This window comes from Rhizomicrobium sp. (genome assembly GCF_056722145.1).
Genome location: NZ_JBWZET010000046.1, coordinates 26,947 through 40,554, shown reverse-complemented (window position 1 = coordinate 40,554; position 13,608 = coordinate 26,947). Strand labels below are relative to the sequence as shown.

General features: G+C 66.8%; 12 protein-coding genes. 10 read left to right on the top strand and 2 right to left on the bottom strand.

Going from position 1 to position 13,608, the window contains the following annotated elements:
* The 4 genes from AC1P6P_RS02910 to AC1P6P_RS02895 form a co-directional block, all read left to right on the top strand.
* The coding region (locus AC1P6P_RS02910) for a C40 family peptidase (RefSeq protein WP_481400932.1) at positions 1-365 on the top strand (365 nt) is incomplete at its 5' end.
* 18 nt (positions 366-383) lie between these two features.
* Complete coding sequence (locus AC1P6P_RS02905) at positions 384-4,223, top strand: baseplate multidomain protein megatron (RefSeq protein WP_481400931.1); 3,840 nt, start codon at positions 384-386, stop codon at positions 4,221-4,223.
* The gene (locus tag AC1P6P_RS02900; protein WP_481400930.1) at positions 4,213-5,820 is read left to right on the top strand and encodes a DUF2793 domain-containing protein; all 1,608 of its coding nucleotides are present in this window, start codon (positions 4,213-4,215) and stop codon (positions 5,818-5,820) included. The genes AC1P6P_RS02905 and AC1P6P_RS02900 overlap by 11 nt, the downstream gene beginning before the upstream one ends.
* A 36-nt stretch (positions 5,821-5,856) precedes the next feature.
* Positions 5,857-6,315: a hypothetical protein gene (locus AC1P6P_RS02895; protein WP_481400929.1), complete on the top strand. Its 459-nt coding sequence runs from the start codon at positions 5,857-5,859 to the stop codon at positions 6,313-6,315.
* Positions 6,316-6,353: 38 nt separating this feature from the next.
* On the opposite strand, the gene AC1P6P_RS02890 is transcribed toward AC1P6P_RS02895, so the two are convergent.
* Both AC1P6P_RS02890 and AC1P6P_RS02885 read right to left on the bottom strand, forming a co-directional pair.
* Positions 6,354-6,827: a hypothetical protein gene (locus tag AC1P6P_RS02890; protein ID WP_481400928.1), complete on the bottom strand. Its 474-nt coding sequence runs from the start codon at positions 6,825-6,827 to the stop codon at positions 6,354-6,356.
* Positions 6,828-7,012: 185 nt separating this feature from the next.
* On the bottom strand, positions 7,013-7,426 hold the full coding sequence (locus AC1P6P_RS02885; RefSeq protein WP_481400927.1) for a hypothetical protein: 414 nt from the start codon (positions 7,424-7,426) through the stop codon (positions 7,013-7,015).
* A 156-nt stretch (positions 7,427-7,582) separates the two neighbouring features.
* Between AC1P6P_RS02885 and AC1P6P_RS02880 the strand changes: the two genes are divergently transcribed.
* The 6 genes from AC1P6P_RS02880 (at position 7,583) to AC1P6P_RS02855 (ending at position 13,478) form a co-directional block, all read left to right on the top strand.
* The gene (locus AC1P6P_RS02880) at positions 7,583-8,122 is read left to right on the top strand and encodes a PepSY domain-containing protein (protein ID WP_481400926.1); all 540 of its coding nucleotides are present in this window, start codon (positions 7,583-7,585) and stop codon (positions 8,120-8,122) included.
* A 3-nt stretch (positions 8,123-8,125) separates the two neighbouring features.
* Entirely contained in the window at positions 8,126-8,803 is a 678-nt protein-coding gene (locus AC1P6P_RS02875; RefSeq protein WP_481400925.1) for a response regulator transcription factor, read from the top strand.
* The gene (locus tag AC1P6P_RS02870; RefSeq protein ID WP_481400924.1) at positions 8,760-10,169 is read left to right on the top strand and encodes an ATP-binding protein; all 1,410 of its coding nucleotides are present in this window, start codon (positions 8,760-8,762) and stop codon (positions 10,167-10,169) included. The genes AC1P6P_RS02875 and AC1P6P_RS02870 overlap by 44 nt, the downstream gene beginning before the upstream one ends.
* 78 nt (positions 10,170-10,247) lie before the next feature.
* Complete coding sequence (locus AC1P6P_RS02865; RefSeq protein ID WP_481400923.1) at positions 10,248-11,645, top strand: hypothetical protein; 1,398 nt, start codon at positions 10,248-10,250, stop codon at positions 11,643-11,645.
* Between the two features lie 89 nt (positions 11,646-11,734).
* Positions 11,735-13,168 (top strand): CoA transferase, encoded by a 1,434-nt coding sequence (locus tag AC1P6P_RS02860; protein WP_481400922.1) that lies wholly within the window; start codon positions 11,735-11,737, stop codon positions 13,166-13,168.
* Positions 13,137-13,478 (top strand): hypothetical protein, encoded by a 342-nt coding sequence (locus tag AC1P6P_RS02855; protein ID WP_481400921.1) that lies wholly within the window; start codon positions 13,137-13,139, stop codon positions 13,476-13,478. The genes AC1P6P_RS02860 and AC1P6P_RS02855 overlap by 32 nt, the downstream gene beginning before the upstream one ends.
* Positions 13,479-13,608 lie beyond the last annotated feature (130 nt).

Below are 13,608 nucleotides of genomic sequence, written 5' to 3'. Positions count from 1 at the left end.
TGCATCAGGCCTCGCTGAAAGGGGTGGGCTGCGATTGCCTCGGCCTGCTCGTCGGCATCTGGCGCGAACGTCACGGCACGGCGCCCGAAACCATCCCGCCTTATCGTTCCGATTGGGATGAGACCGGCGAGTGTTTGCGCGATGGCCTGGCGCGGCATCTGACGCCGGTCGCGCTCGACGCCATCCTGCCCGGCGATGTCGTGCTCTTCCGCATGGTGCCGCGCGCGGCCGCCCGCCACTGCGCCATCGTCGGCGAACAGGGCGGCGCCCTGACCCTGATCCACGCCCGCCAGAACAAGCGCGTCGGCGAAGAACTGCTGTCGCCATTCTGGCGCCGCAAACTCGCTTACGCCTTCCGTCTCTAACCAGCCAAAGGTCTGCTCATGGCTTCTCTCGTTCTCGGCGTTGCCGGTGAAGCGGTTGGCGCCTCGCTGGGTGCGTTCTCGGCGTTCGGATTCGTCGTCAGCGGCGGCGAGCTTGGTGCCATTGCCGGCGTCAGCCTCGGCCTGATGATCGATGGCGCGCTGACCCCGCCGATCCGGCGCACCGGCTCGCGCCTGTCCGACATTTCCATCCAGTCCTCGGTCGAAGGCAAAGCCATCCCGCGCGTCTATGGGCGGGTGCGCGTCGCCGGCCAGATCCTCTGGGCCTCGCGCGCCAAGGAGACGAGCGCCACCTCCGGCGGCAAGGGCCTGGCGGCGCGCAGCGTCGAGACCACCAGCTATGCCTATTCGATGTCGTTCGCGGTCGGGCTGTGCGCCGGGCCGGTCACCCGCATCGGCCGCATCTGGGCCGATGGCAATCTGATCGATCCCTCCGCCTACACCTTCCGCACCTATCTCGGCAGCGAAACCCAGATGCCCGATGCCGCCATCACCGAGATCGAAGGGGTTGGCAATACGCCGGCCTATCGCGGGCTTTGCTATATCGTGTTCGAGGACATGGCGCTGGCCCCGTTCGGCAACCGCATTCCGCAATTGCAGTTCGAGGTCGTCCATGCCCTGGCGCTCGATGATCCCGACGCGCTGGAAAACCGTCTCGCCGCCGTGGCGCTCATTCCCGGCGCTGGCGAGTTCGTGTATGCGCCCGATCTGGTGCAGGAAAACGACGGCCTCGGCACCACCGCGCCGCTCAACGCCCACAACGGTGCCGGCGGAGCGGATTGGACCGCGTCGCTCGACGAATTGCAGGCGTTGGCGCCGAATTTGAAATCGGTGTCGCTGGTGGTCGGCTGGTTCGGCACCGATCTCAGGGCCGATCATTGCACGGTGCAGCCCGGGGTCGAGGAAAGCGTGCGCCGCACCACGCCCGAAACCTGGAGCGTCGATGGCACGGCGCGGCGCGATGCGTACGTGGTCTCGCGCCAGAACGATCGCCCGGCCTATGGCGGCACGCCCGCCGACGACAGCGTCACCGCGGCGCTGGCCGATTTGAAGGCGCGCGGGCTCGCCGTCACTTTCTATCCCTTCGTGTTCATGGACATCGCGAGCGGCAACACGCTGCCCGATCCATGGTCGAACAATGCCGCCACGGCGGGCCAGCCGGCCTATCCTTGGCGCGGCCGCATCACCATCAGTCCGGCGCCGGGTTTTGGCGGCAGTCCCGATCAGACCGCTGCTGCCGCGACCCAAGTGAACGCGTTTTTCACCAGTGGCTACCGCCGCATGGTGCTGCATTACGCCCAGCTGTGTGCGGCGGCGGGCGGCGTCGACAGTTTCCTGATCGGCTCGGAATTGCGCGGCCTCACCCAGTCGCGCAGTGGCCCGGCGACTTATCCCGCGGTGGCGGCGCTAAAACAGCTCGCCGCCGACGTGCGCGCCATCCTGCCGGCCGCCAAGATCGGTTATGCCGCCGATTGGAGCGAGTTCCCGCCGCATCAGACCGGCAATGGCGCCCTATGCTTCAACCTCGATCCGTTGTGGAGCGATGCCGCTATCGACTTTCTTGGCATCGACAATTACCTGCCGCTCAGCGATTGGCGCGATGGCAGCGCGCATCTTGATGCGAGCGCCTATGCCTCGATCTACGATTCCGCCTATCTCACCGCCAATATTCGCGGCGGCGAGGATTACGACTGGTACTATGCCTCCGACAGCGCCCGCGCCGCGCAAACCCGCACGCCGATCAGCGACGGCAAGGCCAAGCCGTGGGTGTGGCGCGCCAAGGACATCTGGTCGTGGTGGGCGTCGGCGCATTTCGACCGCCCCGGCGGCATTGAAGCGACTTCGCCCACCGCCTGGGCGCCGCAGTCGAAACCGATCCGCTTCACCGAGCTGGGATGTCCCGCCGTCGACAAGGGCGCCAACCAGCCCAACGTGTTCCACGATCCCAAGTCGGCCGAAAGCGCGTATCCCTATTTCTCCAGCGGCGTCCGCGACGATCTCATCCAGCGCCGCTTTCTCGAAGCGCATCTGAATTTCTGGCGCCAGACGGCCAACAATCCGGTGTCGTCGGTCTATCACGGCGCCATGCTCGATCCCGACCGGATGGCGGTATGGTGCTGGGATGCGCGGCCTTATCCCTATTTTCCGGCGCTCGGTGATGTCTGGGGCGATACTGCCAATTACGCCACTGGCCATTGGCTGAATGGTCGCCTCGGCGACGTCCAGCTTGCCGATCTCGTTGCCGCGCTCTGTGCCGACAGCGGCGTTACGGTGGATGTCAGTCAGCTTCACGGTGCCGTCACCGGCTTTGCCATCACCGACACCATGAGCGTGCGCGAAGCGCTGGCGGCGCTGATGGCGGCCTACTTCTTCGATGCGGTGGAAAGCCAGGGCGTCATCCGCTTCGTGCCGCGCGGCACCGTCCCGCCGCTGGGCGTCAACGAGGACAATCTCGTTCCGGGCGAGGATTCCACCTTCGCCCTGACGCGGGCGCAGGAAAGCGATCTGCCGGTTGCCGCGCGCCTCGTCTATGTCGATGCCGACACCTCCGAGCAGGCGGTCAGCGAGGCGCGCCGGCTGGTGACGACCTCGGATCGCATCGCCACGTCGACCCTGCCGCTGGTGCTCAGCGCCGACGAAGCCTCCGCGATCGGCGAGCGCATGCTGCAGGATGCCTGGGTAATGCGCGAGAGCGCGCGGTTCGCGCTGCCGCCGTCGCTGCTGGCGCTCGAGCCGACCGACGAAATTCAGCTCACCGCCGCCGGCCGCGTCCGCCGCTTGCGCCTCTCCTCGATCGAAGATGCCGGCGCGCGCAGCGTGGCGGCGGTGGCGACCGATCCCTCGCTGTACGACGCTTTCACGGGCGCGGCGCGCTCGGTCGCAGCAACGGCGAGCCTGCGTCCGCCGGGGCCGGTGCTGGCGGTGTTTCTCGATCTGCCGCTTCTCGCCGACGGGCAGAATCCGAATGCGCCTTACGTCGCCGCTTTCGCCGATCCCTGGCCCGGTCGCGTCGCGCTCTACAAGGATCAGGCGCCGTGCCTGACGCTCGACCGCGCCGCCACCATCGGCGAGACGCAGTTCGATTTCTGGCCCGGCCCGGTCGCCCACTGGGATGGCGTCAACGCGCTGTATGTCAAGCTCTACGCCGGCACGCTCGGCTCGGTGAGCGATGGCGATGTCTTCGCCGGTGCCAATGCGCTGGCGCTGCAGAACGCTGATGGTGATTGGGAAATCGTGCAGTTCGCCAACGCCGAGCTGACCGCGCCGAGCCAATGGAAGCTGACGCGATTGCTGCGCGGCCGCCAAGGCACGGAACAGGCGATGGCTTCCCCGCTGGCGGCCGGGGCGCGCGTGGTGCTGCTCGACGACAGCATGCAGCAGATCCCGCTCGGTCAGGGCGACGCGCGCCTGCCGCATAGTTTCAGCTATGGCCCGTCCGGCGCCCCGGTGGCGGGCACGAGTTTCCAATCCGAGACCCTCAGCTTCACCGCGGCCGGATTGATTCCGCCAGCGCCGTGCCACGTCGGGTTCACCTGGAACGCCAATGGCGATCTGACGCTCTCCTGGATGCGGCGTGACCGCGCCCCGGCGGCGGGCCAGATTCTCCTCGCCGAAACCCCGCTCAGCGATGCGGCGCTGTTCGATGTGGAAATCCTCTCCGGCACCAGCGTCGTGCGCACCTATGCCAGCGTGGCCGGCAATACGCAGATTTACAGCGCCGCCCAGCAAACGTCTGATTTTCCCGCCGGAGTTCCCAACCCCCTGACGGTCCGCGTCACCCAGCGCTCGAGCGTTGTCGGCCGCGGCCGTTCCAAGACGGAAACCCTCTATGTCCGATGATACCGCCCGCCTGCATCTCGCGCAGCTCCTGTCGTTGCAGGAACTCAACGCCGTCACCTGGAACGAGGCGCTGGCGAGCCTCGATGCGATGGTCGATCTCTATCTGCTCGGCCAGTTCGTCAACACCCCGCCGGCGTCGCCGCAGGATGGCGATGTCTATCTGATCGGCGGCGCCCCGACCGGCGCCTGGAGCGGCTATCCTTATAAGCTCGCCGCCGCGCTCGATGGCGGCTGGCGCATTCATATGCCGTTCAACGGCCTACGCGCCTATGTCGCGCCGACTGCGGCGTTCCTTCTCTATCTCAACGGGGTGTGGAGCGATTGCAGTGCGCTGATTTCGGCAAATGAGATTTCGATCGCCTCGGCGGCGACCTGCGATCTCGGCGCCGCCAACGCCCTGTTCGTGCAGGTCACCGGCACCACGACGATCACTTCGTTCGGCAGCGGCACCAGCAAGCTGCGCTACGTCCGCTTCGCGCAAAACCTGACTCTCACCCATAACGCCACATCGCTGATCCTGCTCGGCGGCGCCAGCCGGATCACGGCGGCGGGCGATCTCGGCGTTTATGCGTCGGACGGTTCCGGCAACTGGCGCGAACGCCAGTACTGGCGCGCCGCCACCAATCCCGGCGATGTCGCCACCAAGAGCGGCACGGAAACGCTGACCGGCAAGACCCTCGGCGCCACGGGCCTGCCCGGCAATGGTGCCATTACCGCGTCGGGCTGGATCGGCATCGGCACCTCGCCGAGTTACGGCCTGCATGTCGAAACCGGATCGATCAAGATCAACAACGGCATCACCGGCGCCGGACAATCGGGCACGATCTATCTCGCCGATGGCTCGTTCACCAAAGCTTATGGCGGCGGCTGGACCTTCAACGGCGGCATGCAGGTTTCGGGCGGCCTCGGCTTGAGTTCCCTGATGGGCGACATCCGGCCCTATTACGACAACACCAATGCAATGGGCGTCGCAGCGTACCGTTGGAGCGTCGTCTATGCCGGCACCGGCACGATCAACACCTCAGGCCGCACCACCAAGACCGCCATCCGGGCGCTGAACCAAGCCGAGATTGCGGTCGCCCGGGCGCTGGCGCGTTCTGTGCGGGTGTTCCAGTTCATCGATGCGGTGGCGAAGAAGGGCGATGCGGCGCGGTTCCATGTCGGCATGGTCTACGAAGATGTCGTCGCCGCCTTTGCCGCCGAGGGTCTCGATGCGATGCAGTACGGCATCGTCTGCCGCGATCCGGCCATGACGGCGGTGGAGAAGGTGCGGACGGTTTCGCGCCCGAAGAGCGAAACGGTGGCGGTGCAGGTCGAACGCGTCAGCGTCGAGGACGGCCACGCCGTGCTCCGCCTCTCCGAGGAACGGCGCGAGGTCCCGGTGGTCGCGCGCATGACGGTGGTCGACGACACCGGCCAGCCGGTGCTGGCCGCGGACGGCACGCCGCGCTTCCATGACGAGCCGGTGATGGAATGCGTCGAAGAGCGCTTCCTCGAAGACGTGCCCGACCGCGACGCGGCCGGCCAGCCGAAATGGATTCTGGGCCTGCGCTACAGCGAGTTGGCGCAGTTCCTTGTCGCCGGCATGGCGTCATAACGGCGCTCCGGCGCCACGAACAAAGGAGTATGTGCAATGGATATCGGTTCTCTGTTCGATACCGGCCTGACCGGCGGCCTGTTCGGCCTGCTCGGCAACGTCGCCGGCAAGGTGATCGGCATTTTCGAATCCCGCGAAGCCTTCGCGCAGAAGAAGGAGGAATGGGGCCACGACGAGCGCGTGCTCGACATGCAGACCAGGGCCAAGGCGGCGGAGACCGAACAGGCGCTTGCCGTCAGCGCGTCGTCGGGCTCGTGGAGCGGCCTCGGCGACAGCCTGAAAGCGGAAACCGCGATCGGCTCGACCTATGCCTGGGTCAATGCGGTGCGCGCCTTGGTGCGGCCGGCGCTGACCTTGGGGCTCGGCGGCTTTTTGGGTGCCGCGTTTTTCGCCACCAGCGGCACGACGCGCGAGTCGATCTCGCAGTCGCTGGTGTTTTCCGCCGTCACCGCGATCGTGTGGTGGTTCGGCGACCGCGCGCCGAAGAAGGCGTAAAGGCCCGCGGGTTTCCTCGCGGGCCTTTCGAGGCGGACTCAGAAGCGCAGGACGCCGATGAATTCGCCGGTATAGGGATTGAGTTCGACGATCACCGGGCGGCCCCAGCGGTCGAAGGACTTGACCACGAAGTGGCCGCGGAACCAGTAGGGTTCGCCGTCGAAGCGATTGTAGTTGTGCTGCCGCAGGACGATGAACAGGCGATCCATCGGCACGAACCCGCCGCGGAAATCGGGACGCCAATAACGGTCATGGTCGCGATGCCAGCCGCCGTGCTCGTCCTGCCACTGCCAGTCGCCCGGCCCTTGGTTCCAGCCCGGTCCGCCGCGGAAGACGGGTCCGGCGTGCGGGCCGTTGACCGGTCCAGCGTGCGGGCCGCTCATCGGGCCGGACATATGTTCGTCCATGCAGTGTTGTTGCCCGGGCGGGCATTTCGGATGCGGCGGTTCGGCCGCGGCACTGACAAAGACCAGCGCAGCCGCGCCGGCCAGAAGCATGAGTCTGGATGTCATGATGTGGTCCCCTAAGAGTCCCCTCGTGCGCCTGTTTACCACGCTGGCTGCGATCAGCCCGGGAAACATCGTAACAAGCTGTATCAAAGGCCCGCGACGGCAAGATCGCGGGCCTTCGCTTGATCACCGTGCGGCCCTGCAGGGAGGGGCGAACTGCGGTCCGCACGGCCCAAGAGCAATCCAGTTCAGAAGCGGATGACGCCGATGAAGGCCCCGGAATAGGGGTTCATCTCGACGAACACCGGCCGGCCGAAGCGGTCATAGCTGCGGACCACGTAGCGGCCCTGGTACCAGTACGGGGCACCGTCCCAGCGATTGTAGTGATGGCGGCGCAATTCGAAATAGACGCGGTCGGGCGCGACATAGCCGCCGAAGCCCTGGTGCCAATAGCGGTCGTGGTCGCCATGCCAGCCGCCACGGTCGTCGCGCCAATGCCAGCCGGGGTGGCCGCGCCAGGCGTCGTTGGTGCCGTCGTGGTCGTGGCGCTCGGCCCAGCCATGGTCGGGGCGCCCGTCGTGATCGCGGTCGCTTGCCGCGGCGGCGGTGGTGCTCAGGATAACGGCAGCGACGGCCGTCAAAAGAAGTTGCTTGATCCTCATTGTCGTCTCCTTTTTTCGGGCCGTCCCGGCCCCGCTAACCGTCGGCGCGATTTGGTGCGCCGATGGGATGGGAGTAAGACTAGGATGGGCTGGCTGAACGCGCCGTGGATGGGGCGTTCATGACGGGTTCATGTCCCGTGGGGTAACAAGACAAGCATGCGCGCGCGACTGGCGAGTTCCCTGATCTTGGTATTTGCGCTCGCGCTTCCGGCTTTGGCTCAGGATCGGCGCGGCGCCCCTTCGCTTGACCGCGTCCTGCCGCATGTCCGCCAGACGGTACCCGGCCGCTTCTATGACGCCGAAGGTCCGTTCTTCGGCCCCAATGGCCGGGCGACCTATCGCATCAAATGGATGACTCCCGACAACCGCATCATCTGGTTCAGCGTTGATGCCCAGAGCGGCCAGATCGTCGGTGGAACGCCGATGGGCCCGCCGCCGCCGCGGTTTCGTGATGACGCGCCGCGGCGCAACAACTGGCAGGATAATGGCGGGGGCGGGCAAGGCGGCTGGGGCAGCCAGGGTGGCAATCCGGGCGGTAACCAGGGTAACCAGGGCGGCGGCTGGGGTGGCCGCGGCGGTCAAGGCGGCGGCCAAGCTGGCGGCGGTCAAGGGGGTAGCGGCCAGGGGGGCGGTCACGGGAGTGGTGATCGCGGTGGCAATCGCGGTGGCGGGCGCCATCGCCCCAATGGTGGATAAGGAATGCGGATTCTGCTGGTTGAAGACGATGCCGATTTGCAGCGCCTGTTGAAGAAGGCGCTCAGTGATGCCGGCTATGTGGTGGATCAGGCGCTCGACGGCGAAGAGGGCCATTTTCTCGGCGATACCGAACCTTATGATGCGGTGATCCTCGATCTCGGCCTGCCCAAGATGGATGGGGTCACGGTGCTGCAGAAGTGGCGCAAGGCCGGGCGCACCATGCCGGTGTTGATCCTGACCGCGCGCGACCGCTGGAGCGACAAGGTGGCGGGCTTCGATGCCGGCGCCGACGATTATCTCGCCAAGCCGTTCTACACCGAAGAATTGCTGGCGCGGGTGCGGGCGCTGCTGCGCCGGGCCGCCGGTTTTGCCACGTCGGAAATCGAAATTGGTCCGCTCACCATCGACACGCGCTCGAGCCGTGTCAGTCTCGACGGCAATCCGGTCAAGCTGACCAGCCTGGAATATCGCCTGCTCGCTTATCTCGCCCATCACAAGGGGCGGGTGGTGTCGCGCACCGAACTGGTCGAACATCTCTACGATCAGGATTTCGATCGCGACTCCAACACCATCGAAGTCTTCGTCGGCCGCTTGCGCAAGAAGCTCGAGGCCGACCTCATCCAGACGGTACGCGGCCTTGGGTATTGCCTCGACGATCCGAACGCTCCCCGCAAGGTTTAGGCTTTCGCGGCCGAACTCGCTTGCCGGGCGGCTGATCCTGGCGGCGGCGGTGTGGGCGGCGCTGGGGCTGGCGGCCGGCGGCTGGGTGCTGTCCGAGACCTTCGGCTCGGCGATGCGGGACAATTTCGACACCACGTTGCAGCTCGACCTCGACGGATTGATCGCGGCCGCCGATCCCGATGCCAACGGCTCGATCTCGATGCGGGCGCAATACCTGAACCGCCGTTTCGAGCGCGCCTATTCCGGCCTCTATTGGCAGATCGAAACCGCCGGCCTGCCGGTGACGCTGTCGCGCTCGATGTTCGACCACACCCTGCACCCGGCGGATTTGAAACAGACCCAGGGCGCCTCGTGGGGCTATGCCGAAGGTCCGCTCGATCAGCGCCTGCGGGTGGTGGTCAAGCACGTCAAATACCCGGTGACGGCAACCGCGACCCCGGACGACTTCAAGGCCTACACCTTCATCGTCGCCGGCGACATGGCGAGCGTCGACATCGCCATCAGCGAATTCAATTCCACCATCTTCTGGTCGTTCACGGCGCTGTTCTTCGGCTTCGTGGCGGCGGTGTTCATCCAGGTGCGGGTGGGCTTGCAGCCGCTGCGCAAGGTGGGTCAGGCGCTGGCGCGCATCCGCGACGGCTCGGCTCAGCGTCTGGAAGGCCAGTTCCCGGCCGAGATCGCCCCGCTGGCGACCGAGCTCAACAGCCTGATCGAGCATTCCTCGGAAGTGGTGGGGCGGGCCCGCGCCCATGTCTCCAATCTCGCGCATTTCCTGAAAACGCCGCTGACCGTCTTGGCCGCCGAAGCCGAGGCTGCGCCCGGCCCGTTCGCCGATACCGTCAAGAAGCAGGTCGGGGTGATGCGCCGGCAGGTCGATCACTATCTCACCCGGGCCCGCACCGCCGGAGCGCTCAACGTGCTCGGCAATCGTACGCCGGTCGCCCCGGTGCTGGAGGATCTGGCGCGGGTCCTGCGCCGCATTCATGCCGACCGCGGCATCGCCATCGCGGTGGAGTGCCCCGACGAGCTTTATTTCCGCGGCGAGCGCCAGGACCTCGAAGAGATGGCCGGCAATTTGATCGACAACGGCTGCAAATGGGCGCGGTCGAAAATCGTGGTGACGGCGGAGCGCCTGGAAGGGCGCCACTTCCGCCTCATCGTCGTCGACGACGGGCCGGGGCTGGCGCCCGAAGACCTCGGCCGCGAGCTGGAGCGGGGTGAGCGGTTGGATGAATCCGTGCCCGGGACCGGCCTCGGCTTGTCGATCGTGCGGGACATCTCCAAGTTGTATGGCGGCGGTCTGGCGTTGGAAAGAGCCGGTTTGGGCGGGCTTTCGGCCGCTCTGACCCTGCCGGCGGTGGGCTGAACCGGACTGCCGCGTTCGGAAATTGCCCATTAACAATAAAACAGTAGGCTGACGACCCGCTCACTGGTCGGACGTTGCATGCTGTCGCCTGAGAAGACCGCGCTGCTCCAGATGTTCCTCGGCACTCTGCCGCGGGATGTGGCGGCGCGTCTGGCGACTGCGATTGAACTCGACCGTCTCGCCGACGGTTCGGCACTGCCGCACGAACTCATTCTCGAGGGGCTGCGCCCGGTTTTGCGCAACGATGAAAGCCGCCGCCGTACGCCGACGCCGCTGCGCCTGTTCTGCCGCCCGTTCGAGGATCTGCTCGTCAACGTCCCGCGGCGTGAAAAACAGAAGGGCCGCATTCTGCGCGCCCACGTCGTTCCGATCTGGCATTGGGTCAGCCACACCGTCATTCCCGCGCAGGCCGCGTCCTATTCCGCCGACATCCGCACCAGTGCCCTGACCGCCCGGCACAATCAGGCGCTCGATCTCGCGCAGCGCTTCTGGCCGATCGCCGGTCAGGCGATGAGCGAAGCCTTGCAGAAGAACCGCAAGGCCGCCGCCGCCGCGCTCGGGGGCGATGCGATTGCCGACGACGCCGTCGATGTCGCGCTGGTGCTGCAGTGCGCCGCTTCGATGATCGCGGTGCAGGCGTTGCTGCCGAAGCCGACGCCGGTGCTGACCGAAGAACTGCTGTGGGGCCTGCGGAGCATTTTCGATACCGTTCTGGAAATCAGTGCCGATGCCGCGCCGTTGGTGTCGGTGGTGGCGATGCGCCGCCTCGCCAAGCCGTGGGAAGCGCTGAAGCTGGCGCTGCTGGTGGCGCGCCAGAGCCACGATGCGCTGATTTCCTCGACCGACATGGGATTGGCAGGCGACGTGCTGTTGGCCGACATGGAAGACTCGCGTACCGCGATCATCAACATCCGCCATCCCAATTTCGACGCCGATGCGCTGATCCGCCATCTCGCCTCGTTCACCGACATTTCGAGCGCCATCGTCAAGGAAGTGGAGATCCTGCGCACCGGCCGCTGGGGCCAGCGGTTGTTGAAGGACCGCTCCGCCGTCGGCGGCGTGATGGACACTTTCATGGAGAAGGCGCCGAAGGAGATCGCCGGTGCGCTTCCGACCCACAAGGCCGGCTATTCCGGCGGACCGAAGGTGCCCGACCTCGGCCGTCCGATCGATCCCGAGCGCGCCGACCGGGCGCTGCGCTATGCCGCCGTGTTGAACGGCACCAAACATCTCGCTGCTGCCGGCTCGTTCGGCGCCAAGCACCAGAACGCGATGGATGAAGCCTGCCTGTGCGTGCGCAGCTACAGCGAAGACCTGCTGAAGGAATTGCGCACGGCCGAAGGGCCGCGCCGCGAGGTGGTGGAAAGCCAGTTCGTGCTGGCGCTCGAATTGACCAAGCGCCTGTTCGACGACTCGGAAGCCGAATTCCTTCGCCGTCGCGGCAAGGCCGCCGGGGCGCAGTCGCTGCCGGCGTGATTGCCGCGTCGTAATCCCGACACTTTGCGGGCGCGGGCTACTGAAGACGTTGCAGCTGCTACTATCCGGGCCTAACAATGGGATCGTCCATGACCCCAGACGCCGCCTTCGATTCGCTTCTTCGTGCTGCCGCCATCGCGCCGCTGTCGCGGCCGCATTTTGACGGGCCAGACGCCATTGTGCCGTCGCCGTTCCGCGTCGCTATGGCTTCGGCCGCAGCGCTCGGCTTCGCCGCCTCGACGGCGGCCGAGGTTTGGCGCTTTCGCGGCGGCGATCGCCAGGAGATCGGCGTCGATCTGCGCGCTGCCGCCGGCCTGACGATGCCGCAGGTCCGTCTCAACGGCACCACGATTCGTCCGGCGCTGGCGCCGAACGCGGCCACCGGCTTCTATCAGAGCGCCGACCGCCATTGGCTCTATCTTCATGGCGGGTTCCCGCATCTGAGTGGTCGTACGCTTGAACTTTTGAACGCCAAGGACGAAAGCGCGGCGGTACTGGAGGCGGTCGCCAAATGGAATGCGCTGGCGCTCGAGGATGCGATGGCATTCCTGTCGCTCAGCGGCGCCATCGTGCGCAGCGAGGCCGAATGGAGCGCCTCGGTGCCGGGGCGCCTGGTCGGGGCGCCGATCGTTCTGACCAAAGTCGCGCCCGGTCCGCCGGCCCGCCTCGGCGATAGCGCCACCCCGCTCGGCGGGCTCAAGGTGCTCGACCTCGGCCGCGTCGTGGCGGGGCCGTTGTGCGGCCGTCTTCTCGCCGAGCAGGGCGCCGAGGTGCTGGCGGTTTCGGCCGAGCATCTGCCCGCGGCCGACAGCCTCGATGCACCCTACGGCGCCGGCAAGCGGCGGACCCGGCTCGATCTGGCGACGCCCTCGGGTGCCGAAACGCTGCGCCAGCTCGCCCGCCACGCCGACGTGTTCGTCGAGTCCTATCGGCCGGGCGCGCTGAGCGGGCTCGGCTTCTCGTCCGCCGCCCTGGCCCATAGTGCGCCCGGGATCATCACGGCGTCGCTGTCCGCCTACGGCTTCGAAGGCCCCTGGGCCGGTCGTCACGGCTGGGAGGAAACGACGCAAGCCGCGAGCGGTCTGGCGGCCGAGCAGGGGGCCTTTATGGCGGCGCGTCATGGTGGAGCCGCCCAGCCGGAGCTGATCCCCGGGGCTGCCCTGGCGACCATCACCGGCATGCTGGCGGCGGCAGGCATCACCGCGGCGCTGCTGCGCCGGATTCGCGAAGGCGGCAGCTGGCACGTCGAGGTCAGTCTGGCGGCGACCGCGTCCTGGCTCGCCTCCCTGGGCCGGATTGACGCTGGCGCGGTGCCGGAGCGGTTCGAGGCGCTCGCCGGACTCGACCAATATCTGCAATCGTGCGAAACGAAGGATGGCTGGTTCGAATTCCTCGGGCCGGTAGCCCGAATGTCGAAGACGCCGCCTCGCAGCGGCCGTCTGCCGGACGGGTTTGTTTCACCTCACTGGGCGTCCGCGCACGAGGAAGCCAATGCCGCCGAAATCCAATCCGCTCAAGCTTAACGCCCTTCAGCTTCGCACCCTGACGATTCTGCAGGGTCTGGCCACGCTGCCCGACTTTGCGGTGCGCGAAGCCAATGGCGAGATCACCATCACCCGCTTCCCGCAGCCGCACGGCGACCATTTCCACCTCGGCAACGCCGTGGTGGCGACCAAGGACACGACGGGCCTGTTCAACGAAGCGGTTTGGCATGCCCTGGCGCGCAAGAACCTGGCGCGGGCCGACTGGCCGCACCGGCTGACGCTGACGCTGGACGGCCTGCAGTACAATACCGGCTTGGCGCAGGACATTTTCCACCTCGCGCAGCACTGAGCTGTTCGCTTCGGGCATAAAACCGCCGGCTCGCTTGGGCGCGCGCCGGCCATTTTTGCGTGCACGCCCAGCATGCGCCGTCACCATGACGAGAAATACACGCCTCTCGGCGCCTCAGGCGCGCTAAATC

Excerpts from the sequence above, each read along its gene's own strand:
- AC1P6P_RS02905 (WP_481400931.1), top strand. The coding sequence starts at position 384 with ATGGCTTCTCTCGTTCTCGGCGTTGCCGGTGAAGCGGTTGGCGCCTCG.
- AC1P6P_RS02900 (WP_481400930.1), top strand. The coding sequence starts at position 4,213 with ATGTCCGATGATACCGCCCGCCTGCATCTCGCGCAGCTCCTGTCGTTG.
- AC1P6P_RS02895 (WP_481400929.1), top strand. The coding sequence starts at position 5,857 with ATGGATATCGGTTCTCTGTTCGATACCGGCCTGACCGGCGGCCTGTTC.
- AC1P6P_RS02890 (WP_481400928.1), bottom strand. The coding sequence starts at position 6,827 with ATGACATCCAGACTCATGCTTCTGGCCGGCGCGGCTGCGCTGGTCTTT.
- AC1P6P_RS02885 (WP_481400927.1), bottom strand. The coding sequence starts at position 7,426 with ATGAGGATCAAGCAACTTCTTTTGACGGCCGTCGCTGCCGTTATCCTG.
- AC1P6P_RS02880 (WP_481400926.1), top strand. The coding sequence starts at position 7,583 with ATGCGCGCGCGACTGGCGAGTTCCCTGATCTTGGTATTTGCGCTCGCG.
- AC1P6P_RS02875 (WP_481400925.1), top strand. The coding sequence starts at position 8,126 with ATGCGGATTCTGCTGGTTGAAGACGATGCCGATTTGCAGCGCCTGTTG.
- AC1P6P_RS02865 (WP_481400923.1), top strand. The coding sequence starts at position 10,248 with ATGCTGTCGCCTGAGAAGACCGCGCTGCTCCAGATGTTCCTCGGCACT.
- AC1P6P_RS02860 (WP_481400922.1), top strand. The coding sequence starts at position 11,735 with ATGACCCCAGACGCCGCCTTCGATTCGCTTCTTCGTGCTGCCGCCATC.
- AC1P6P_RS02855 (WP_481400921.1), top strand. The coding sequence starts at position 13,137 with ATGCCGCCGAAATCCAATCCGCTCAAGCTTAACGCCCTTCAGCTTCGC.